This window comes from Exiguobacterium sp. s150 (assembly GCF_018618435.1).
GTDB classification, from domain to species: Bacteria; Bacillota; Bacilli; order Exiguobacteriales; family Exiguobacteriaceae; genus Exiguobacterium; species Exiguobacterium alkaliphilum.
Map to the genome: position 1 here is coordinate 1 of NZ_JACSMC010000007.1, position 21254 is coordinate 21254.

Here is a 21254-nt window from a genome sequence, read left to right on the forward strand (position 1 = left end):
GCAAAAACACCTCCGATGCTAGCACTTTTTTTAAGTGTACCACTGCGAAGGTGTTTTTATATTGTCTCAAAAATTTAGGTTAGCCCAATTCCTAAGCTTAGGAATCGCAGTTTTTGCGTTAAGCGCGAACGTCGGCGCCGTGTGTCGCTTTGACGGCGGCGATGATCGCCTCATACGAAGCTGTCACTTCTTCATCTTGAAGCGTGCGCGTCGGATCTTGATATTTAAGTGAAAAGGCGAGCGATTTCTCGTCTTCCCCGACGTTTTCACCTGTATAGACATCGAACAAGGCGAGGTCAATCAAGAGCGGACCGGCCGCTTGTTTCATCGTCGCCTCAACGTGACCGGCTGGGATGTCTCGGTTTAAGACGAGTGCCAAGTCTCGCGTGATGGACGGGTAACGTGGCACGTCTTCATAAATCGCTGTCGCTTCCGTATCGAACGCTTGGACATCGAGTTCGAAGACATAGACTTCTTTTAAACCGTAGATGTCTTTCGATACACCTGGATGCACTTGACCGACATAGCCGACGACCTCTCCGTCGACGAGGACGTTCGCCGTGCGGCCCGGATGCATGTCCGGAATCGAAGCGGCTTCATACGTGACTTCGGTGCGAAGCGTCTGTGCCAACGTGTCGACAATCCCTTTCGCGACGAAATAGTCGACCGGGACGCGTGTGCCTTGTGAACGATGGTCGTACCAAAGGCCTGTCACGACAGCGGCCACACGTTCTGTCTCGAGCGGTAACGTCTCCCCGACGTTCACATATACGCGTCCCGTTTCGTACAAGCCAACGTTCGCTTGTTGACGGGCCGTGTTATGTCGCACCGCTTCAAGGAGTCCTGGGACGAGTGATGTCCGAAGCACGGTACGTTCTTCACTCATCGGCATCGCCAATTGTACTTTTGTCGCCGATTCGCCGCCGAAGCGTGATGCGTGTGCCTCACTCGTCAACGAGTACGTAATCGCTTGCGATAGCCCTGCACCTTGGAGGATGCGGCGCACACGACGGCGCAAGACGTTGACATGCGGCAAGTAACCTTTCGTCGTCGAGGCCGGCAGTTTCGACGGTAGGCTGTCGTAACCGAACAGACGAGCAACTTCTTCTGTCACGTCCGCCGGTAGCTCGAGGTCGGGACGACGGGACGGGACGCGTACCGTCAACAGTTCGTCGCCTTCGACGTCGAGGCCGAGGCGGTTCAAAATCGAGACAATCGTCTCCCGGTCGAGCTCCATACCGAGACGTTCATTGATGTAAGCAACCGATACGTCAATCGTCCGTTCGGCCGACAGGATATCCCCGGACGTCACGGCGTCACTGACGGTCCCACCGCTGATTGACTGAATCAATTGCGCAGCCCGGTCGAGCGCACGCATGACACGCTCAGAGTCGACGCCTTTCTCGAAACGAGCGCTCGAATCGGAACGAAGCCCGAGCACACGACTCGTCTTCCGCACCGAGGCTGGAACGAAATAAGCGGATTCGAGCACGACACTCGTCGTCGTCGCGTCGACTTCGGTGCTCGAACCACCCATGACACCGGCGATGGCGACCGGCGCATTCCCGTCCGTAATGACCATCATCGATTCATCGAGCGTCCGTGTCACATCGTCAAGCGTCACAATCGTCTCGCCGTCGTGTGCTTGACGGACGCCGATGGCTCGGCCGAGCTTCGACGCATCGAACGCGTGGAGCGGCTGACCGAGTTCGAGCATGACATAGTTCGTCACGTCGACGACGTTGTTGATTGGGCGCACGCCCTCTGCGATCAAGACGTTCTTCAACCATTGGGGCGAGTCCTCGATTTTGACCCCATCCACGCGTCGCGTCGCGTAATACGGGCAGTTGTCTGTCTCAAGTGAGACCGTGACGTCATTATGACCAGTTGCCGCGACGTCCGTGTCCGGTAACGTGTACGGACGCTCCAAAATCGCTGCGACTTCGTGAATGATGCCATAGAGGCTGAGACAGTCCGAACGGTTCGGCGTCAAGCCGAGTTCGAGCACCTCATCATCGAGGTCAAGGAGACTGACGACGTCCGCACCGACTTCGACCGCTTCACGGAACGTATGGATTCCGTCTTGTTCGTCTTCGCGGATTTGCTTCTTCTCGAATCCGAGTTCCTCGAGCGAACAAATCATTCCGTGTGACTCGACGCCGCGCAGTTTGGCCTTCTTGATTTTCAAGCCAGGTAGCGTCGCACCGACCGTTGCGACGATGACGTGTTGACCAGCCGCGACGTTCGGGGCGCCACAGACGATTTGAGCCGTGTCACCACCGATGTCGACTGTCGTTACGTTCAACTTATCCGCTTCCGGATGCTTTTCGCACGTCAAGACGCGTCCGACGACGAGACCGCTCAATCCCTCGGCCCGATTCGTCACGCCTTCCACTTCAATCCCATTCTTTGTAATCAAATCGGCGAGCTGTTGCCCGCTCAAATCCGAGACGTCGATATATTGATTCAACCATTTTTTTGATAGTAACATGTGTGGTCCCCCTTAGAATTGCTCGATGAAGCGTAAGTCGTTTGTATAGAAGTGACGAATGTCGTCGACGCCGTGTTTGAGCATCGCCATCCGCTCGACACCGATGCCGAACGCGAAACCTGACATTTTCGTCGAATCGTAGCCCGCCATTTCGAGCACGCGTGGATGTACCATGCCGGCGCCCAAGATTTCAATCCAGCCAGTCCCTTTGCAGACGTTACAGCCTTTTCCGCCACACTTGAAACACGAAATATCGACTTCGACCGACGGCTCTGTGAACGGGAAGAAGCTTGGACGGAGACGAATCTCACGCGTCTCACCGAACAGTTGCTTGACGAACGCCTCGAGCGTCCCTTTCAAGTCGGCCATCGAGATGTGTTCATCGACGACGAGCCCTTCGATTTGCAAGAATTGGTGCGAATGGGTCGCGTCGTCCTCATCCCGACGATACACTTTCCCCGGGCAGATGATGCGAATCGGTTCACCGTTTGCGAGTAACATCGTCCGTGCCTGAACCGGAGACGTATGCGTCCGGAGTAACGTCTCGTCCGTGATGTAGAACGAGTCTTGCATGTCGCGGGCCGGATGGTCTTTTGGAAGATTGAGCATCTCGAAGTTATACAAGTCCGTCTCGACTTCTGGTCCTTCGGCAATCGTATAGCCGAGCCCGACGAACAAGTCTTCCATCTCGTCGACGATTTGCTGGAGTAGATGCGTATGCCCCGGGAGCGATGTACGTCCTGGTAACGTCACATCGATGGCCTCAGCGGCGAGTTTTGCTTCAAGCTCTGTCGCCTTCACCGACTCGATGCGTGTCTCGAGCGCTTCTTGGATTGCGGCGCGTACCGTGTTCGCAAGGTCGCCGACGACCGGGCGTTCTTCCGGTGAGAGCTTGCCCATGCCGCGTAACACCTCGGTCATTGGTCCTTTCTTTCCTAAGTACTTGATGCGGACTTCGTTCAACGCCTTTTGTGTCGAGGCGACCTCAATCTCTTGAAGGGCTTCCTGTTGTAACGCTTGTAATTGTTCTTTCATTAATAATTCCTCCTCTACAAAAAAAGTCCCTTCAGTCATTGACTGAAGGGACGAATCATCGCGGTACCACCCTACTTGGCCCGAAGGCCCACTTGAGAGCATCGGTATCGAGATGCCAACCCGGTGTTGTCTCCAACACGACTCCAGAGTGAATTCGGCGCCGCCCGAGGCGTCGGCTTCCAATCACGGCCGATGCTCCCTGTACTCGTTCGGTAGTTCGCGTACTATGCTCTTTCAACGTCTATCGTATATCGTTCAATATAATTAACCTATCATGAAACAGAATTGCTGACAAGATTAACGTAAGGCGATCCGGTACATGAGAATCCCAGCCGCGACCGCCGCGTTCAGCGACTCGGCGTCGCCGAGCATCGGAATGTGCACCCGGGTGTCACAGAGGGCAAGGACGTCCGCATGGACGCCTTGGGCTTCGTTCCCGATGACAAGCGCGACGCGGTCCCCAAAATCGATTTGGTCGTACGACTTGGCTTTTTCGAGCGCCGTCCCGTATACGTGGAACCCGTCACTTTTCAATTCCGGTAACGTCTCAAGTAAATCGACCGTGCGCACGTTCACGTGGAACAGTGAACCTTGCGTCGCCCGGACCGCCTTGGCGTTGTAGGGGTCGACCGTCCCTTTGCCGAGCAATACCGTATCGAACCCGGCGGCGTCTGCCGTCCGAATCATCGTCCCGAGGTTACCGGGGTCTTGAATCCGATCGAGGACGAGCACGTGTTTCATCTTCCGTTCGACCGGAGACATGTTGACGACCGCGAACACGCCTTGCGTCTTCTCCGTCTCAGACAAGATGTCCGCCACGTGATCAGAGAGCTCGAGGACGGGCATCTGATCAAGACGCCACGAACGCTTCGGCGTGTATGATTCGCCGACAATGAGCTGCACGAGCCGACCTGCACGAATCGCCTCGTCAACCAAATGCTCGCCTTCGACAAGGAACTGGCCGGACTCTTGTCTGCCTTTTTTCGTCATCAAGCGTTTCAATCGTTTAATCGTCTCGCTTTTCGTTGACGTGATTTTCGTCATATTATCCCTCTTTCAGCCATTGGACCGTCTTGTCGTCCAACCGTTTTGTGAGTGCGACGACGAGTTCGACGGCCGCCTCATAATCCGCTTTATGGATAATCGAGACGTTCGTATGCAAGTAACGGACCGGTACCGTGAGCGCGACCGCAGGCATCCCGATTCCAGATAAGTGGAAACGGCCTGCGTCCGTTCCGCCGCCTGGCGTCAAGTCGAGTTGATACTTGATGTCGTTTTCCTTCGCGACATCTACAATCAAGTCGATGAGTCGTGGGTTCGTGATGGTCGTCGCATCAAAGAAAATCACTTGAACCCCTTCGCCTAGCTTCGACAATCCTTCGGCAGCCGTCATGCCTGGCGTGTCACCCGGGATACCCGTGTCGACCGCGATGGCGACGTCCGGCTTGAGCATGTTGGCTGCCGTGACGGCACCACGCAATCCGACTTCTTCTTGAACGGTCGCGCCGGTGAAGACGACACCTGGGGCCTGATCTTCTTTTAATCGCTTCGCCGCCTCAATGGCGATGGCACAGCCGATTCGGTTATCCCACGCCTTGGCCATCAAGAAGTCTTCATTCTTCATGACCGTGAACTCGCAATGCGGCACGACCGTATCACCCGGACGAATGCCCCATTCCGCGACTTGCTCTTTTGACGTCGCCCCGATATCTAAGAACATGTCTTTGATCTCGACCGGTTTCTTCCGGGCTTCCATCGGCAAGACGTGCGGTGGTTTCGCCCCAATGACGCCAGGAATCTTTTCCCCAGAGCGCGTCACGACGTCCATCCGCTGGGCGAGCAGCACTTGATTCCACCAGCCCCCGAGCGCTTGGAAGCGAAGGAACCCGCCTTCTTCAATCCGTGTGACCATGAAACCGACTTCATCCATGTGGCCGGCAATCATGACACGTGGGCCATCGGCGTCTCCGGTCACACGACCGAACAAGCTACCGAGGCCGTCTTGTTCGAACGACTCGACGTGCGGTTCGAGGTATTCGCGCATGAGACTTCGCACTTCCCCTTCGTTCCCTGGTACGCCTGTCGCATCAGTCAATCGTTTCAACATATGTAAGGATTCATTCATCTCTAGATCGCTCCCTTGTCCGATTAATAGCCTTGATCTTGTCGCTCATGGTTTTGTTTATTTTTCGAGACATACGCCAACATAATCAATTCTTCATTGAAGCCTAACGTATATCCGAGTTCGAGATATGCCGCCATCAGCGTCTCGTACATCGCTTCCGTTTTCGACAAACCAAAGTTCGTCACTTTTCGGAATACGTCTAAAAAAGCATCAGTCGCATCAAGATACGAGCTACCGGCCGGGAACGACTCCCGTTCGTATCCGAGGGCGAGGCCGAGCGACAGTAAGAAGTGAATGCCGTCGACATACTCCTCTAAGATCACGTCTTGAGGCGACGGGCCTTTCGTCGACCAAAATTTAAAACTACGGGTCTCATTGGCGAGTTCCCCCAGTTCGACGAGCAAAGCGAGTAACCGCTCATCAAATTGGTTCCCGGATAATTGATGTTCTTCTTTGATCCGTTCGTCCAAACGACGTTGCTGATCAAATAATGTTGTCCAGTTCACCGGTTGCTCCTCCTATTCTCCACTTAAAGCAGTACTAAAATCATTAAAGACCAGCCCACTGCTAAAATCAATACTTGTAATTGGACGCTTTTTGGGGCATGAACGGACTTTTTCCGTGTCAAATGAAGCCCGAACAGCGCACCGATCGCGCCGCCCGCATAGGCGTATAGTATGTTGAATTCACCGTTGCCGTGCGTATAATTTTTCGCTTGGACGTACGTGAAGACGTTCAAGACGATGAGCGCTAACGCGACGATGGCCAGAACCGATTGATCCATGCGTTCCCCTCCTTCTCTTCATCTTAAGAAATTCACGAGAAAAAAGAAAGCGCCGAGATAAGGTCTCGGCGCTTTCGTTTGAACTTAAGCGTTCAATTTTGATTTAGCTGTGTCAGCGAGTGACGCGAACGCTTGTGCATCCGTCACAGCAAGCTCAGCAAGCATCTTACGGTTGATGTCGATCCCTGCAAGCTTGAGGCCGTGCATCATACGGCTGTATGAGAGGCCGTTCGTACGTGCTGCCGCATTGATACGTGTGATCCAAAGACGACGGAAATCACGTTTCTTCTGACGACGGTCACGGTATGCGTACATGAGTGACTTCATGACTTGTTGTTTTGCTACTTTAAAGAGAATGTGTTTCGAGCCAAAGTAACCTTTGGCCAATTTGATTTGCTTTTTACGACGTTGACGAGTCGTATATCCGCCTTTTACGCGTGGCATATGGTTTCCCTCCTAAATTCTTTCTGTATTACTTCGCGATCATGTTGCGAATGCGTTTGAAGTCTCCAGCTGATACGATAGCGCCTTTACGGAGCTTACGTTTTGCTTTTGTCGATTTGTTAGCGAACAAGTGACTTGTGTAAGCGTGCGAACGCTTGAGTTTACCTGATGCAGTACGTTTGAAACGTTTTGAAGCACCACGGTGCGATTTCATTTTCGGCATGAGTATTTCCTCCCCACTATGACTCGATGATTAATCTTCTTTCTTCGGAGCCAGCACTAAGAACATGCTGCGTCCTTCCATCTTCGGCTTTTGCTCAACAGTTGCCAAATCGGCACATTCCGCCGCCAATTTCTCCATGACGCGTTTCCCGATTTCAGAGTGCGTGATGGCACGTCCGCGGAAGCGGATTGACGCCTTCACTTTGTTTCCGTTCTCGAGGAACTTACGCGCGTTACGCAACTTCGTCTGGAAATCGTTTTCCTCGATCGTTGGGCTGAGACGCACTTCTTTCATCTGGATGACTTTTTGGTTTTTACGCGCTTCTTTTTCCTTCTTTTGAAGTTCGAAACGGTATTTCCCATAGTCCATGATTTTGGCGACCGGTGGGTTAGCTTTGTCGGCGACCAAGACAAGGTCAAGTTCAGCCTCTTCCGCTAAACGCAATGCCTCATTGCGCGATTGCACACCGAGTTGTGCACCGTCCGCTCCAATTAGGCGAACTTCACGGGCACGAATGTTTTCGTTGATAAAGAGCTCTTTGCTAATGGTTAGCACCTCCATCGTGCGAATGCACGAGTTTTAGATTGATAAGACAACATGGCAATAAAAAAAGCGTCGGCAGTTTCCCGCCCACACATCATTTCGGAGTCAACAGAGACGAATGCTCGGCTGCTTCACGTACATGATGGACCTGACCGAATCTGTTCGGACGAGGTGAGAAGCGGGCGCTTCTGCTTTGTTGTATTTAATCACTATGTCATCTTAACACTAGCAGGAAAAGATGTCAAGAATTCGCGCATGAATAATTGGTAGCTCACACTTTTATGATGATAACAGTCATTCCATCGTTTCGCAATACCTTTTGCGAGGGAATAAAAATAAAAAAGGGAGGGATGGCCATGAATTGGCGTAAAGATGTAGGCAGCGATCACGATTATCATGACCAAGTCGAACGCATCGTCACCGAGACGATGCGACACCATGGGTTAGAAGATGAAAAGTTAAAAGCCGTACTGACCGATTTATTAGAAGAGATGAACCGCATCACCCTTAAGATCGTCGATGACAACAAGAGCGCCCGCGACTACATTTATAAACGCTGGTATTAAAAAAGGGCTCGCGCCCTTTTTTTGTATAGTTAGTTCGTCAACGATTTGAAGAAGTTACTCAGTGCGGCGAACAACCGGGCGAAGAAGCCTTTCACTTCTTCTTGCTCGAGGAATGCTTGAACGTTTTGTCCGGCCCCTTTCAACCCGTCACTGATCGATGCCCAGTCAAGGTTCGCTTGTTGCATGTTTTCAAATAGCCCCGTCAATTGGTTCAACTGCGTGTCTGACAGTTGGACGTTGTTTTGATTGAGCACTTGAATGACGATGTCACGAATCTCGATGTTCGTCTCTGGCTTCTGGTTGGCGATCGCCGCCTTGATGTCGTTCATGAGCCCGGCGACATCCTCTTGTCCGACCGCTTTGCCGATCTCCGACGTGACGGCGAGCTCTTCTTGGGCGAGCGCCTTACGTTCTTCTGTCAGCTCGATGCCCGTCTCACTGGCGGTCACGTCATACGCCTTCACGATGCCTGTGAGAGCGGACGTACCGGTCACGCGAATCGGTGACGTGATGTAAATGTCCGCATCGGTCACGCCGGCCGTGACGAGTGCGTTCGCATACATGTCTTCTGTCACCCATGTGACGTTCTCTGTCTTAATGTTCAATCCGCTGCCTTCCTCCATCAATTTGATGCGGGCTGACGAGTACATGCCACCCCCGCGCTGGGCTTGTGGAACCGCGTCACCTAAATACTTCTCTTCATCGGCCACTGTCGTGATAATCGGGTCGATTCCGGCCGGTGCCTCGACACGTTCGAGCACCCACTGCTGCTGGTTCGAGGAAAGCGACTCCCCGAGCGTGACGATTGTATCGTCCACGATGGCTTCTGCGTTTACTTTTGGTATCATGCTCGTCGCGACGACCGAACCGACCGTCAGCGCTACGAATGGTTTCATAAAATTCAAAATGATCACTCCTTTCTTCTACCTTACGTGTTCTCACACCTATTCCGCATCCGTCTTTAGACCGAAAAGAAGACCATCCTTCGTCGAAGGACGGTCTCCTCAGTTAACGTGAACGGTTGGCGATTTCCGCAGTCAATGACGCGATAAATTCGTCAAGTGAAGCCGAAACTTGTTCTTGTTGGCCGTAACGGCGAATGTTGACCGCCCGCTCATCGCGCTCTTTATCGCCGAGCACGAGCGTCATCGGGATTTTCTTCATCTGTGCTTCGCGAATCTTATAGCCGAGCTTCTCGTCACGGAGATCCGTCTCGACGCGGACGCCGCGCTTGACGAGCTCCGCTTTCACTTCCGCGACATAGTCATCGTGGACATGCGAGACCGGAATCAATTTCACTTGAACCGGTGCGAGCCATGTCGGGAATGCGCCTTTATACTCCTCAATCAAGTAAGCGACGAAACGCTCCATCGTCGAGACGACCCCACGGTGAAGGACGATCGGGCGATGGTCTTTCCCGTCCGGTCCTGTGTACGTCAAGTCGAACCGCTCTGGGAGCAAGAAGTCGAGTTGAACCGTCGAGAGCGTCTCTTCTTTGCCGAGCGCCGTCCGGACTTGGACGTCAAGCTTCGGTCCGTAGAACGCCGCTTCGCCTTCGGCCTCGAAATACGGGAGGCCGAGCTCGTCCATCGTCTCTTTCAATTGACGCTGGGCCGTCTCCCAAATCGCATCGTTGTCGAAGTACTTCTCCTTGTCCGCCGGGTCACGGTACGACAAGCGGAAACGATAATCTTTAATCCCGAAGTCAGCGTACACTTCTTGAATCAAGTGGACGATGTCTTTGAACTCTTGCTTCATCTGTTCCGGTGTGACGAACGTGTGCCCGTCATTGAGCACCATGTAACGGACGCGCTGCAAGCCTGTGAGCGCCCCAGACATCTCATAACGGTGCATGCCGCCGAGTTCGGCGATCCGAAGTGGGAGTTCACGGTACGAACGTGGCTCGTGTTTGTAGATTGTCATATGGTGCGGACAGTTCATCGGACGAAGGACGAGTTCTTCGTTGTCCATCTCCATTTTCGGGAACATATCGTCTTGATAGTGGTCCCAGTGTCCAGACGTCTTATACAAATCGACCGAACCGAGCACCGGCGTATAGACGTGCTGATAACCGAGTTCGAGTTCTTTGTCGACGATATAGCGCTCGACCGTGCGACGAATCGAGGCGCCTTTCGGGAGCCACATCGGCAGACCTTGACCGACTTCTTGCGAGACGAAGAAGAGATCGAGCTCTTTCCCGAGTTTACGATGGTCACGCTCTTTCGCCTCTTCAAGGAGACGCAAGTGTTCTGCGAGCTGTTCTTTCGTCGCCCATGCTGTCCCGTAGATGCGTTGCAACATTTTGTTGTCGGAATCGCCTCGCCAGTAGGCCCCGGCGACGCTCATCAATTTGAACACTTTCAATTTCGATGTCGATGCGACGTGCGGTCCACGGCACAAGTCGAAAAATTCGCCTTGATGATACATCGTGAGCGTCTGGTCGGCCGGGATATCTTCGAGCAATTCGATTTTGAGTGGGTCACCGAGTGCCTGATAGCGGGCGAGCGCTTCGTCACGCGAAACGACTTCACGTGTGATGTCGAGGTTCTCATCGACGATGCGTTTCATCATCTTCTCGATTTCAGGCAAATCCTCTTCGTTGATACGACGGTCCATCTCGATGTCGTAATAGAAGCCGTTCTCGATTGTCGGTCCAATCCCGAGGTAAATCGAGCCTTCATCACCGTAAAGGCGCTTGATTGCTTGCGCCATCAAGTGAGCCGTCGAGTGGCGCATCAAGTCGAGGCCGTCCTCGGAGTCCGGCATGACGAGTTCGATGCGACCGTCTTGTTCGATCGGGCGACGATAATCGATCAATTCCCCGTCAATTTTTGCGGCGAGCGCTTTTTTACGGAGGCCCGGGCTAATCGAACCTGCTACTTCTTCTGCTGTGATGCCGGCTTCGAACTCCTTGACGGCACCGTCTGGAAATGTCAAATGAATCATGTAACTTCCCCTCTCTTTTCATAAAAAAATAAAAAAAGCCCATCCCTATGAAAGGGACGAGCTTTGATTCTCGTGGTACCACCCTCGTTCCCAAGCAGACGCTTGGCTCGAACACACGATAACGAGTGTGACTCGCCGCACGATTGACCCGTGCGGTGCTCGGAGGGAGTAAAACGTTCGGCGTGTCTAGGAAGCTCTCACCAACCTTCCCTCGCTTTGAAACCCGTGACGACGTCTCATGTCCTCTGTCATTGCATCCATTATATGCTATTAGTATAGTCAACCCGTTCGAGAAATACAATCCTTACCGGCGACGATTTTCACCTTTCAACTCGATTTGTGTCGTCGTCGTCGAGATGCGCTGCATGAGCCGTTGCGCTTTCATCTTATTTTGCGGGGATCCGTCAATCGAGAAATGGGTCTCGAGCTCTTCGCCACTGAAGTTCGAACTGTATAGCGTCGGTAACCGGTGCATCATCCGGTACTGCAAGATGATGCCGAACAGCTCGTCGCGCACCCACGGGCTAATCGCCTCGGCCCCGATGTCATCAATCAACAGCACGGGCACGTGTTGGAACGACGTCAAAAACGAATCGAACGAGTCGGTCCGGATTTTCCGTTTCGCTTCCGAAACGAAGCCAGGGGCGTGGACGAGAATCGTCTCGATGTCGGCCACTTTCAACTCGTTGGCGATGGCTGCGAGCAGATACGTCTTCCCGACGCCGAAGCTGCCGTGCAGATACAGACCGTTCACTTTCTGTCTCGTCTTCATCCCGGAGACGAACCGCATCGCCTCACGGAGTGCGATTTTACGGGCGTCATCCGACCAATCGAACGATTCAAAGCTCGCTTCACGCACTTCTTCCGGCAAGAACAGGCTCTTGAACTTTCGGTCCATCTCTTTTTGCCGACGCGCTTGACGATGTTTGACCGTTTCCTCGTAACGGATGGCGACTTGTCCGAGGTCGACATAGAGGACGGGCTGGTGGCCCGGAATGACGGCGTTCGCCTCGATGAGCACCTTTCCGTCCATCTGTTCGGCATACTCGCTCAGTTTCGTGAAGCCGAGCTCGATTGCCGCCTCATCTAGCTCCGGATGTTCCTTTAAGAAGGCGATCACGCCAGGATGGTCGAGGGTACGCCGACGAATCGACTCGTACGCTTCCCGAACTTCTTTCCGATTCATCATCTGGGCGAGCGTCTGATTGATACGTTCCATGTCCCTCATCCTTTCTCTTTCAACTCATTGAGCAACTTGACGAGTTCAGCGTCATCTGGCACCGACGCCTCGAGCTCTTGTTTTCGTTTCTGGTCGTACGAGCGTTGCTCTTTCGCGTCCTCTTCGAGCCACTTCGGCAGTTCGGTCTGCGGCGTCTTGCGGCGTGAGCCGACCGTCGTCCGTTGCACGTTCTCGCGCTTCTGTTGTTTCTTCTCAATCAACGCGTCTTGTGTCGCTTCTTGGTCGAGCGCATCTTTCGCATGCACATACCCGGCCGTCTTCCAGCTCGTGGCGATGCGCATCACGTAATTCTCACTAAGCCGCGTCTGCTTCTTCACTTCGATGCAGTAATAGAACAGTGCGTTGATGACGCCTGGGGCGAGTCCGAGCGTATCGACCATCTCGATGATGAGTTGTTCGTCGCTCTTCGATAATTGCGGCGTCTTCCGAAGCGTCGAGACGTATTGATGCGGATGCGCCGTCTCCATCACGTTCGGATCGTCCAAGTCCCCGAGTTCGGTCTTCGTCAACTCGTTCGCCTTCGCTTTTCGATGCCTTGTCTGCTTCTTCTTCAGCTGGAGCACCATCTGGCGACAGCCGTCTCGCTTCTCTTGTTCGCTGAGCGGCAGGTACGCTTCATGGACGAAATACTCTTTCAACATTTCGGCCATCAACTCTTCATCGATTTGAGAGACGTAGGCGAGTTTCGTGATGGTCTCATCCAACTTTTTCGTGAAAAAGCCTACCGGGAAGTTCGTCAACTTTTTGACGATGTCCATATCGAACGTATAGTTGATCTCGATTTTCGCACGGTCCGGTTTCTCATAGTTTTTTTGCGTGAACGCCATATGGTTGACGCCTTTGACGTCGAACACCTCGTTAAAATCTTTCGTCACTTCGACGATGCCGGCCGGAAGCGGGTCGATCGTGAATCGACCTTGCAACTGTTTGAAGCGGACCTCACCTACCTTGTAGAAGAGAAAACTCGACAACAGGCCGTCGTTCAAGAACGTGTGCGGCGCGAGCGGGACCCGCAACTGATACACGTACTGCGTGACGCGCGCGTCTTTCGTCTTATACGTTCGCACGAGTCCAATCGCTTCGAGCCGGAACAGGCTGTCCGTCAGCTCGTTAATCGAATACTCGAGCATTTCACATAAGGCGCTGTGTGACATATAATTCGATTTCATTTTCCCAGGTTTCAGTTCACTCCAAAGCGTCTGATAGAGCGCGAGCGCTTTTACCCCGATGACCGGTTGATACAGATGATAGAGCGATTGATAGGACTCGCGATCGACGAGCCCCGTGCTCATGATGAGCAGTTCATCGGTCCCAAAGATGGTCCGTTCTTTTTCCATAGTGATTCTCCCCTGAAAAAAGGCGACCAGAAGGCCGCCCTTAGTTGGTCGATTTTTCTTGCTTCATTAAATCTTCTAGTTCTTTAAAGAACACGGAAATATCTTTGAATTGGCGATACACCGAGGCGAAACGGACGTACGCCACTTCGTCGACGCGGGCGAGTTCGTTCATGACGAGTTCGCCGACTTGTTCACTCGGAATCTCGGACTGGCCGAGCGCACGTAACTGTTGTTCGACTTTCGTGACGACACCTTCAAGCTGTTCGAGCGTGACCGGACGTTTCTCACAGGCGCGAATGATCCCGCGAAGCACTTTCTCGCGACTGAACTCTTCTCGATTCCCATCTTTCTTGACGATGATGAGCGGCGTCTGTTCAACCGTCTCGAACGTTGTGAACCGATAGCCGCACTGCTCACACTCGCGGCGACGGCGAATCGAATAAAAATCCTGAACTGGACGGGAGTCGAGCACCCTCGTTCCGTTATGATCACATTTAGGACAACGCATGCTCAAGCCTCCTTATCATTCAACAGTTTTGTTTCCGATGGCTCGGAGCGGGAATTTTTGTTGTAACGCCTCATAATACGTCACCACGATTTGACGAAGGTCTGGACCGAAGCGGCTATCCCGGTTCAACGTGAAGTCGACCGCTGTCCGTCCCCCGTCGACTTGAATGACAGTCGCGAGTGCGTCCCATCCGTCACCTTGAAACGCGAGTTCACCTCGGTCTGCATCGACACGGCGAACCGTCTGCCCTTCTGTCTTGATTGTTTCCTCGAGCCACTTCAAGACGGCGTTCGGAGACGCGGCATAGTAACGGGTGCGCAACGCTTCCTGTTTATGCGAATCATCTGTCTGCATATGTGTTTGAAACTTATCGAATACTCCCATTTTCCACCTCAACAACTCATTTATATACGTTAAGCATATCAAAATTAAGGCGTTAACAAAACAATTAAAAGGGCTGACCGAAAATCGGCCAGCCTCAAAAGGTCAATCTGATTATTTGCTGATTGCCACTTGCGCTTCAGGAACACGGATTGGTCCCATTCCACGATCAAGTTTGACGTCTTCACGCACTTTCGCGTCCAAACCTTCAGCGATATACTGCGACGCTGTAGCCGGATCGATGCGGTCCCCACATGTGAACACATCGACTGATGCGTAGCCATGCTCCGGGAAGCTGTGAATCGTCAAGTGCGATTCTGAGATGATCACGACTCCACTCACACCGTGCGGCGCGAATTTGTGGAAAGCAACTTCACGGACTTCAGCGCCCGAGCGAAGTGCTGCATCGACGAACAAGCGCTCGATGTAGTCGATATCGTTCAATTTGTCGGGATTGCACTCCCAAAGTTCTGTAATAATGTGACGTCCCATAGTATCCATATTAGTGGATCCCCCTTTACATCAATGGTCTCAAAGTAGTTGATGATCACTCACTTTGTGCCTGAATCGCCCACAACCACGGGGGCAAGTTAGTCCAGAGAGGTCCTAACCCTTTAAGTTGCGTTTGTCAGACCAATTGAAGTTCACGAGTTAGAGTGTATCGTGTTTGGGACGTCGTTACAAGACATTTGTTTCATTTCTTTAAAAATATTTTTCGATAAATATATTTTTTTAGGCGTGGGTTTCTTGTTGCCCGATTTGAAGGTAGCTCGCGACCATGTCCAACAAATCGACGACACGGCATGAATAGCCCCATTCGTTGTCATACCACGCGAGTACTTTGACATGGTTCCCTCCAATCACCATCGTCGAATCCGCATCGATGATGGACGAGCGCTCATCGCCATTGAAATCGATGGAGACGAGCGGTTCGGTCGATACACCGAGAATGCCCGTCATCTCCCCATGGGCCGCACGTTCGAACGCTTCGTTCACTTCATCGACCGTCACGTCCCGGCGCAATTCGACGACGAGGTCGACGAGTGAGACGTTCGGGGTCGGCACCCGGAGCGCCATCCCGTTCAACTTACCTTGAAGCTCTGGCAGTACGAGGCCTATCGATTTCGCGGCCCCTGTCGAAGTCGGTATAATCGAAGTACCACAAGCACGGGCCCGACGTAAGTCTTTATGCGGGTTGTCGATGTTGTTTTGGTCGTTCGTGTACGCATGCACCGTCGTCACGAGACCGGTCTCGATCCCGAACGTCGAGTCGAGCACTTTGACGACCGGTCCGAGACAGTTCGTCGTACACGAGGCGTTCGAGATGATGTGGTCGTGCTCCGGTGTGTACTCCCGATCATTGACCCCCATCACGATCGTCCGCACGTCGCCTTTACCAGGCGCCGTCAAAATCACTTTCTTCGCTCCGGCCGTCAAATGTTTCGACGCACCGATGTCTGAATTGAACTTCCCAGTCGCTTCAACGACGATTTCAATGTCGAGCTCGCGCCACGGCAACTTCTCCGGGTCTCGCTCGGCCACGAGTTCGATTCGCTTCCCGTCGACGATAAGCGCATCCCCATGCGCTCGAACCGTCAACCCGAACGGTCCGTGGACCGTGTCATGTTTAATCAAATGCGCCAGCGTCTCGGCTGGATAACTCGCATTGATGGCCACGACCTCATGCCGGCCCTCAAGCATCAATTTCCGGAACACCATTCTCCCGATTCGTCCAAATCCATTGATCGCCACTTTCGTCCCCATTCTAGTTCCCCCTTTTTTCTGCGTTACGACACCATTATAACGGATAATTGGAAGCGTTTTCACTATCAATCGTCACATTTCTTTCACTTTTTTACAGTTTGAGTTTTATAAAAGAGGGAAATTCGTTCTAGAGCTCGGAAAGGAGCAATGTTTTATGTTTGGTTGGGGCGACATCGATAAATTCGTCATTTCATTTTTCATCATCTTGCCGATCGTGACATTGATTCATCAATTCGGTCATTTCTTTTTCGCGAAACTGTTCGGTGGATCACTCGACATGGAGATTGGTACGGGGAAAAAATTATTCAAAGTCGGCCGATTGCAGTTCAATCGCGTCTACTTTTATGATGCGTGGTGTCAATTCACCGATTTAAAAGTGAGCAATCGTCTGACGAGGAGCCTCGTCTACGCCGGAGGATCGCTTTTCAACTTGGCGAGCATCTTAATCGTGAACGGATTCATCTTGGCACGGGAAATCGAACCGACCATTTATACGTATCAGTTCGCCTACTTCTCGTTCTACTATATCTTCTTCTCACTTTACCCGATTTACTATTCCAACGGTCACCCGAGCGACGGTCGCGCCATCTATGACACGTGGCGAAAAGGTAGACCCGAATCCGACCCGCTCAATTAAAAGACGCACCCCTTGTATGAGGATGCGTCTTCACGAAAGAAGGCGTCAGACGCCTTCTTTTTTCGTGTCTCGAAACTGATTGACGAGCCGATCGACTTGAGGCGGCAGTTCACCGAGCGCCCCGTTATTGTTAATCAAGTAGTCCGCTTGATGTTTTTTCTCTTTAATCGGGATTTGGGCATGAATCCGGGCGAGTGCTTCCTCTTTCGTCAAGCCGTTCCGTTCCATGAGCCGCATCAATTGAATCTCTTCCCGGCAATAGACGACGACCGTGTAGTCGACAAGATCGCGCATCGTCCCTTCGAACAAGAGCGGGATGTCGAAGATGACGACCGTCTCGCCCGACTCTGCGTACCCTTTCATCTCTTCGACCATCTCTTCCCGGATGGCGGGGTGCATGAGTTGATTGAGGAGTTGACGTTTCGCATCGTCATGAAAAATCTCGCGCCCGAGCGCCGGTCGATTCAATCGATCCCCGTCGAAACACGCCGGGAACGCTTCACGGACTGCGGCGAATGCTTTTCCATTCGGCTCGATGACCTTACGGGCAATTTGATCGGCATCGATAATCGGGATGCCACGTTGTCGAAACAGGCGTGAGACGGTCGACTTTCCGGTCGCGATCCCGCCTGTCAAACCAATCTTCAACATCTTCTCCACCTCTTACTGTTGGCAGTGCGGACAGTAATGCGTACCCCGTCCGCCTAGTTTCATCTTCTCAATCGACCGGTCGCACTTCTGGCACGGGTTGCCGGTCTGTCCGTAGACGTAAAGTGTCTCTTGGAACGTGCCGGTCGCCCCGTCTGGATTCGTGTAGCTCCGAATCGTGCTCCCACCTCGCTCAATCGCCTCGGTCAAGACGGCAATCGCCTCTTGCCGGACCCTCTCGACTTCAGCATATGACAAGCTCGCTGCCGGTCGGGTCGGATGGACACCGGCCCGAAACAGCGTCTCATCGACATAGATGTTACCGAGTCCGACAAAAATGGATTGGTCAAGCAGCGCCGTCTTGATGGCGCGGACGTTCATCCGGCTCAGTCGTCTGTGTAACGCTTCGGCCGTGACTTCCGGATCGAACGGCTCGAGCGCGAGAAGCGACAGCGGGGGTGTGACGAATAGTTCCTCATTCGTCTTCAACTCCATCGTCCCGAACTTTCGGACGTCATTGTAATGGAGCGTCGTCCCGTCCGTGAACGTGAAGACGACATGCGAATGTTTGACCGGACTGACTCTTTCGTCATGCGGGAAGAATTTCCCTTCCATCCGTAAGTGCGAAACGAGATATCCGTTCGTCAATTTGAATAAGATGAACTTTCCACGCCGCTCGACGTCTAGAATCGTCTCACCGAGCAAGTGCTCGACGAACTGATCCGGCTCGTGCCCACGGATGATTTTTGCGTCAAACACGTCTACGGCTTCAATCGTTTTTCCGGAGACGAACGGCCGTAATCGACGACAGACCGTCTCCACTTCAGGTAGTTCAGGCATAACAAGTTCCTTTCTAGTCTTTATTTTGTATCAAACCACGTCTCGCCGAACGAACCGTCGGCGCGAAGCGGTACATCGAGTTGAATCGTGTGCTCCATCGCCTGTTTGACGAGCTTCTCGAGCGCCTCGGTCTCTTCTTTTGGTCCTTCAAAGATGAGTTCATCGTGCACTTGCAACAATAACTTCGACTGGAGTGTCGAAGTTCGAAGCGCCTGATCGACGTCAATCATCGCTTTCTTGATGATATCAGCCGCTGTCCCTTGAATCGGGGTGTTGATGGCTGTCCGCTCCGCGAACCCACGCAGATTGAAATTGCGTGAATGGATGTCTGGGATGTTGCGACGACGCTTCAGCATCGTCTCGACGTATCCGTGTTCACGTGCCCGTTCAATCGCCTCGTCCATGAATCGTTTCACGCCCGGGAACTGTTCGAAATACGTGTCGATGAACGTTTGCGCTTCTTTTCGACTAATCCCAAGGTTTTGTGACAATCCATAATCACTAATGCCATAGATGATACCGAAGTTGACCGCCTTCGCTTGGCGGCGCATGAGCGACGTCACATCCTCTTTGGCGACTTTGAAAACGTTCGCTGCCGTCGAGGTATGGATGTCTTCGTCATGCAAGAACGCATCGAGCATCTTCTCGTCTTGGGACATGTGCGACATGATCCGTAACTCGATTTGTGAATAGTCGACAGCGTACAGTACCCAGCCCGGTTCGCTTGCTGTGAACGCCTTACGAATCCGGCGTCCCTCCTCGAGTCGAATCGGGATGTTCTGTAAGTTCGGGTTGACCGAAGAGAGACGCCCGGTTTGCGTCAGCGTCTGCGTGTAACGGGTATGAATCTTCCCGTCTTCCTTCACGACTTTTTGCAACCCTTCGACATAGGTCGATTGGAGTTTTCCGAGCTCTCGGTAATGCATGATGTGTTCGATAATCGGATGGAGCGGTGCCAGCTTCTCGAGCACGTCCGCCGCCGTCGAATAGCCGGTCTTCGTCTTCTTGACCGGCGGGAGCGCCAACTTCTCAAATAAGATGACGCCGAGTTGTTTCGGCGAGTTAATATTGAACGCTTCGCCGGCAAGATGGTGAATCTCTGACTCAAGTTGTTCGATCCGGCCACCTAAATCTTGCTCCATCGCCTGCAACGTCGCCACATCGACGTGAATACCGGCCCATTCCATTTCGGCGAGGACCGAGACGAGCGGACGTTCTAAGTCTTCATAGAGCGACGTCTGTTCGTTCTCGACGAGCGCCGCGGCGACATGGTCGAAGAGCGACAAAATCGCCATCGCTTTCTCGGCGAGATGTTGCTCGAGCACGTCACGTTCCGGGATGTGGCGCTTCGCCCCTTTGCCGTAGACGGCATCGTCTTCCGGTAACGTGTGTTCAAAGTGGGCCGCAATCGAATCGAGCGTCGTCCCGCCTGACAAGTTGAGCAAATAACCGGCCACGAGCAAGTCCTCGTACCCGACAAGCTTGAGCCCGTTTCGTTTCAGCTGGATGATCGTCTGTTTCGCATCGAGACAGATCGTCCTGCGCGCTTCATCCGCCAGCCATTCTTTAACGATATCGGTCTTAAGGAGCGAGGCGTCACCGACCGTCACGCCCGCACTCGAGGCGATGGCGACACCGATCATCGGTTCTTCGAAATAATCTTCACGCAGTTGCTCGAGGAACAACACGGCACGCGACAAGTCCTGGGCGTCGAGCTCGATGTGCGTCACCTCCTGCCTCGGGGCAGGTTCGACTGCATCTTCATCCGTTTGAAGCTTGCCGATTAGCGATTTGAATTGCAGGCTCATGAAAAGTGGTTTCACTTTCGAGACGTCATACGGGTGGAACGCCAGCTGGTCGACGTCGACCTCAATCGGTACGTCCGTATGGATCGTGGCGAGCTGTTTCGACAGCTTCGCTTCATGCTCGTTCGCCTCTACCTTCTCTTTTTGTTTCCCTTTTAGTTCAGCCGTGTGGGCATACAACCCTTCGACCGATCCGTAGGCGTTCAATAGCTTCAGCGCCGTCTTCTCTCCGACACCCGGGATACCAGGAATGTTATCCGACTTATCGCCCATGAGTCCTTTTAAATCGATCATCTGGCGCGGGTTCAGACCGTCATAGCGCTCTTTAAAGGCCGTTTCATCCATCGTCTCGACATCGGTGATGCCCCGCTTCGTCAAGTAGACGGTGACGCGGTCATCAATCAGTTGTAACAAGTCTTTATCCCCCGTCACAATCGTCACGTTGTCGAACTCGTCTCGCTTCGAGAGCGTCCCGATAATATCGTCAGCCTCATAGTTGTCGAGCTCGAGCACTTGGATGCCAAACGCCTCACAAATCTCGCGGACGATCGGGAACTGTTCACGTAGCTCACCCGGCGTCTTCTCGCGTCCCCCTTTATAGTCCGCATATGTATCGTGGCGGAACGTCTTCTTCGAGGCATCGAACGCGACAGTGAAATGCGTCGGTCGCTCATCTTCCATCAATTTCAATAGCATCATCGTGAACCCGTACACCGCATTCGTGTTCCGGCCCGATGCATCCGTCATCGGAGGCAGCGCGAAAAATGCACGGTACGTCAGAGAATTCCCATCAAGGAGCAGCAATTTATTCATTCTAGTAACCTCCATTCGCTTCTGACTCCATCATATCATACGGGCACATGCGTTCGAAAAAAAAGACCCTTTTCTAGTGACTAGAAAAGGGTCTCCTTCGCGCCCGTGTGGAGATGAGCACCGG

The 21254-nt window shown here is 52.9% G+C and carries 22 protein-coding genes; 2 read left to right on the plus strand and 20 right to left on the minus strand.

Features of this window, described 5'->3' with window-relative positions; all coding sequences use genetic code 11:
• Positions 1–118: 118 nt before the first annotated feature.
• The 9 genes from pheT to infC all read right to left on the minus strand — a co-directional run bounded on the left by pheT (position 119) and on the right by infC (position 7663).
• On the minus strand, positions 119–2491 hold the full coding sequence (gene pheT, locus KNP76_RS05470; protein ID WP_214843365.1) for a phenylalanine--tRNA ligase subunit beta: 2373 nt from the start codon (positions 2489–2491) through the stop codon (positions 119–121).
• Between the two features lie 12 nt (positions 2492–2503).
• Positions 2504–3526 (minus strand): phenylalanine--tRNA ligase subunit alpha, encoded by a 1023-nt coding sequence (gene pheS / locus KNP76_RS05475; RefSeq protein WP_034814798.1) that lies wholly within the window; start codon positions 3524–3526, stop codon positions 2504–2506.
• Positions 3527–3823: 297 nt separating this feature from the next.
• On the minus strand, positions 3824–4570 hold the full coding sequence (locus KNP76_RS05480) for a TrmH family RNA methyltransferase (RefSeq protein ID WP_034814797.1): 747 nt from the start codon (positions 4568–4570) through the stop codon (positions 3824–3826).
• A 1-nt stretch (position 4571) separates the two neighbouring features.
• Positions 4572–5651, minus strand: a complete 1080-nt coding sequence (locus tag KNP76_RS05485) for a M42 family metallopeptidase (protein ID WP_034809358.1) — start codon at positions 5649–5651, stop codon at positions 4572–4574.
• Between the two features lie 23 nt (positions 5652–5674).
• Positions 5675–6157: a dUTP diphosphatase gene (locus tag KNP76_RS05490; RefSeq protein WP_034809356.1), complete on the minus strand. Its 483-nt coding sequence runs from the start codon at positions 6155–6157 to the stop codon at positions 5675–5677.
• Between the two features lie 23 nt (positions 6158–6180).
• Positions 6181–6435, minus strand: coding sequence for a hypothetical protein (locus KNP76_RS05495; protein WP_034809355.1), 255 nt, complete (start codon positions 6433–6435; stop codon positions 6181–6183).
• Between the two features lie 84 nt (positions 6436–6519).
• Positions 6520–6879: a 50S ribosomal protein L20 gene (gene rplT, locus KNP76_RS05500; protein ID WP_021065642.1), complete on the minus strand. Its 360-nt coding sequence runs from the start codon at positions 6877–6879 to the stop codon at positions 6520–6522.
• 28 nt (positions 6880–6907) lie between these two features.
• The gene (rpmI, locus tag KNP76_RS05505; RefSeq protein WP_012726697.1) at positions 6908–7102 is read right to left on the minus strand and encodes a 50S ribosomal protein L35; all 195 of its coding nucleotides are present in this window, start codon (positions 7100–7102) and stop codon (positions 6908–6910) included.
• A gap of 30 nt (positions 7103–7132) precedes the next feature.
• A complete protein-coding gene (gene infC, locus KNP76_RS05510) occupies positions 7133–7663 on the minus strand; it encodes a translation initiation factor IF-3 (protein WP_034809354.1) in 531 nt (176 codons plus the stop codon).
• A gap of 338 nt (positions 7664–8001) precedes the next feature.
• Here infC and KNP76_RS05515 point away from each other — a divergent pair, with 338 nt between their 5' ends.
• Complete coding sequence (locus tag KNP76_RS05515) at positions 8002–8211, plus strand: hypothetical protein (RefSeq protein WP_034809352.1); 210 nt, start codon at positions 8002–8004, stop codon at positions 8209–8211.
• Between the two features lie 29 nt (positions 8212–8240).
• Here the strand turns inward: KNP76_RS05515 and KNP76_RS05520 are convergent, their stop codons facing one another.
• The 8 genes from KNP76_RS05520 to KNP76_RS05555 all read right to left on the minus strand — a co-directional run bounded on the left by KNP76_RS05520 (position 8241) and on the right by KNP76_RS05555 (position 16387).
• Positions 8241–9107, minus strand: a complete 867-nt coding sequence (locus KNP76_RS05520) for a DUF1002 domain-containing protein (protein ID WP_214843368.1) — start codon at positions 9105–9107, stop codon at positions 8241–8243.
• 112 nt (positions 9108–9219) lie between these two features.
• Positions 9220–11157, minus strand: coding sequence for a threonine--tRNA ligase (gene thrS, locus KNP76_RS05525; protein ID WP_034809348.1), 1938 nt, complete (start codon positions 11155–11157; stop codon positions 9220–9222).
• A 304-nt stretch (positions 11158–11461) separates the two neighbouring features.
• Positions 11462–12376 carry a primosomal protein DnaI gene (gene dnaI / locus KNP76_RS05530; RefSeq protein ID WP_214843377.1) on the minus strand — a complete coding sequence of 305 codons (915 nt, stop codon included), beginning with the start codon at positions 12374–12376 and terminating at the stop codon, positions 11462–11464.
• 5 nt (positions 12377–12381) lie between these two features.
• Positions 12382–13734: a DnaD domain protein gene (locus KNP76_RS05535; RefSeq protein ID WP_211780853.1), complete on the minus strand. Its 1353-nt coding sequence runs from the start codon at positions 13732–13734 to the stop codon at positions 12382–12384.
• A 40-nt stretch (positions 13735–13774) separates the two neighbouring features.
• Positions 13775–14242: a transcriptional regulator NrdR gene (nrdR, locus tag KNP76_RS05540; protein WP_024371392.1), complete on the minus strand. Its 468-nt coding sequence runs from the start codon at positions 14240–14242 to the stop codon at positions 13775–13777.
• A gap of 15 nt (positions 14243–14257) precedes the next feature.
• Positions 14258–14596 (minus strand): hypothetical protein, encoded by a 339-nt coding sequence (locus tag KNP76_RS05545; protein ID WP_251137362.1) that lies wholly within the window; start codon positions 14594–14596, stop codon positions 14258–14260.
• 141 nt (positions 14597–14737) lie between these two features.
• A complete protein-coding gene (gene speD, locus KNP76_RS05550; RefSeq protein WP_024371390.1) occupies positions 14738–15124 on the minus strand; it encodes an adenosylmethionine decarboxylase in 387 nt (128 codons plus the stop codon).
• A gap of 231 nt (positions 15125–15355) precedes the next feature.
• On the minus strand, positions 15356–16387 hold the full coding sequence (locus tag KNP76_RS05555) for a glyceraldehyde-3-phosphate dehydrogenase (protein ID WP_214843386.1): 1032 nt from the start codon (positions 16385–16387) through the stop codon (positions 15356–15358).
• Positions 16388–16541: 154 nt separating this feature from the next.
• Here KNP76_RS05555 and KNP76_RS05560 point away from each other — a divergent pair, with 154 nt between their 5' ends.
• Complete coding sequence (locus KNP76_RS05560; RefSeq protein WP_034814791.1) at positions 16542–17024, plus strand: site-2 protease family protein; 483 nt, start codon at positions 16542–16544, stop codon at positions 17022–17024.
• 45 nt (positions 17025–17069) lie between these two features.
• On the opposite strand, the gene coaE is transcribed toward KNP76_RS05560, so the two are convergent.
• The 3 genes from coaE to polA are packed head-to-tail and all read right to left on the minus strand — an operon-like array spanning position 17070 to position 21130.
• The gene (gene coaE / locus KNP76_RS05565) at positions 17070–17675 is read right to left on the minus strand and encodes a dephospho-CoA kinase (protein ID WP_214843388.1); all 606 of its coding nucleotides are present in this window, start codon (positions 17673–17675) and stop codon (positions 17070–17072) included.
• A gap of 12 nt (positions 17676–17687) precedes the next feature.
• On the minus strand, positions 17688–18512 hold the full coding sequence (gene mutM / locus KNP76_RS05570; RefSeq protein WP_214843390.1) for a DNA-formamidopyrimidine glycosylase: 825 nt from the start codon (positions 18510–18512) through the stop codon (positions 17688–17690).
• A gap of 20 nt (positions 18513–18532) precedes the next feature.
• Positions 18533–21130 (minus strand): DNA polymerase I, encoded by a 2598-nt coding sequence (gene polA / locus KNP76_RS05575; RefSeq protein ID WP_214843391.1) that lies wholly within the window; start codon positions 21128–21130, stop codon positions 18533–18535.
• Positions 21131–21254: the final 124 nt, after the last annotated feature.

Coding starts and splice junctions, on each gene's coding strand:
- KNP76_RS05535 (WP_211780853.1), bottom strand. CDS start 13,734: ATGGAAAAAGAACGGACCATCTTTGGGACCGATGAACTGCTCATCATG.
- KNP76_RS05495 (WP_034809355.1), bottom strand. CDS start 6,435: ATGGATCAATCGGTTCTGGCCATCGTCGCGTTAGCGCTCATCGTCTTG.
- KNP76_RS05485 (WP_034809358.1), bottom strand. CDS start 5,651: ATGAATGAATCCTTACATATGTTGAAACGATTGACTGATGCGACAGGC.
- KNP76_RS05480 (WP_034814797.1), bottom strand. CDS start 4,570: ATGACGAAAATCACGTCAACGAAAAGCGAGACGATTAAACGATTGAAA.
- dnaI (WP_214843377.1), bottom strand. CDS start 12,376: ATGGAACGTATCAATCAGACGCTCGCCCAGATGATGAATCGGAAAGAA.
- rplT (WP_021065642.1), bottom strand. CDS start 6,879: ATGCCACGCGTAAAAGGCGGATATACGACTCGTCAACGTCGTAAAAAG.
- KNP76_RS05515 (WP_034809352.1), top strand. CDS start 8,002: ATGAATTGGCGTAAAGATGTAGGCAGCGATCACGATTATCATGACCAA.
- infC (WP_034809354.1), bottom strand. CDS start 7,663: ATGGAGGTGCTAACCATTAGCAAAGAGCTCTTTATCAACGAAAACATT.
- pheT (WP_214843365.1), bottom strand. CDS start 2,491: ATGTTACTATCAAAAAAATGGTTGAATCAATATATCGACGTCTCGGAT.
- thrS (WP_034809348.1), bottom strand. CDS start 11,157: ATGATTCATTTGACATTTCCAGACGGTGCCGTCAAGGAGTTCGAAGCC.
- pheS (WP_034814798.1), bottom strand. CDS start 3,526: ATGAAAGAACAATTACAAGCGTTACAACAGGAAGCCCTTCAAGAGATT.
- KNP76_RS05545 (WP_251137362.1), bottom strand. CDS start 14,596: ATGCAGACAGATGATTCGCATAAACAGGAAGCGTTGCGCACCCGTTAC.
- speD (WP_024371390.1), bottom strand. CDS start 15,124: ATGGATACTATGGGACGTCACATTATTACAGAACTTTGGGAGTGCAAT.
- KNP76_RS05555 (WP_214843386.1), bottom strand. CDS start 16,387: ATGGGGACGAAAGTGGCGATCAATGGATTTGGACGAATCGGGAGAATG.
- polA (WP_214843391.1), bottom strand. CDS start 21,130: ATGAATAAATTGCTGCTCCTTGATGGGAATTCTCTGACGTACCGTGCA.
- nrdR (WP_024371392.1), bottom strand. CDS start 14,242: ATGCGTTGTCCTAAATGTGATCATAACGGAACGAGGGTGCTCGACTCC.
- KNP76_RS05520 (WP_214843368.1), bottom strand. CDS start 9,107: ATGAAACCATTCGTAGCGCTGACGGTCGGTTCGGTCGTCGCGACGAGC.
- KNP76_RS05560 (WP_034814791.1), top strand. CDS start 16,542: ATGTTTGGTTGGGGCGACATCGATAAATTCGTCATTTCATTTTTCATC.
- rpmI (WP_012726697.1), bottom strand. CDS start 7,102: ATGCCGAAAATGAAATCGCACCGTGGTGCTTCAAAACGTTTCAAACGT.
- coaE (WP_214843388.1), bottom strand. CDS start 17,675: ATGTTGAAGATTGGTTTGACAGGCGGGATCGCGACCGGAAAGTCGACC.
- mutM (WP_214843390.1), bottom strand. CDS start 18,512: ATGCCTGAACTACCTGAAGTGGAGACGGTCTGTCGTCGATTACGGCCG.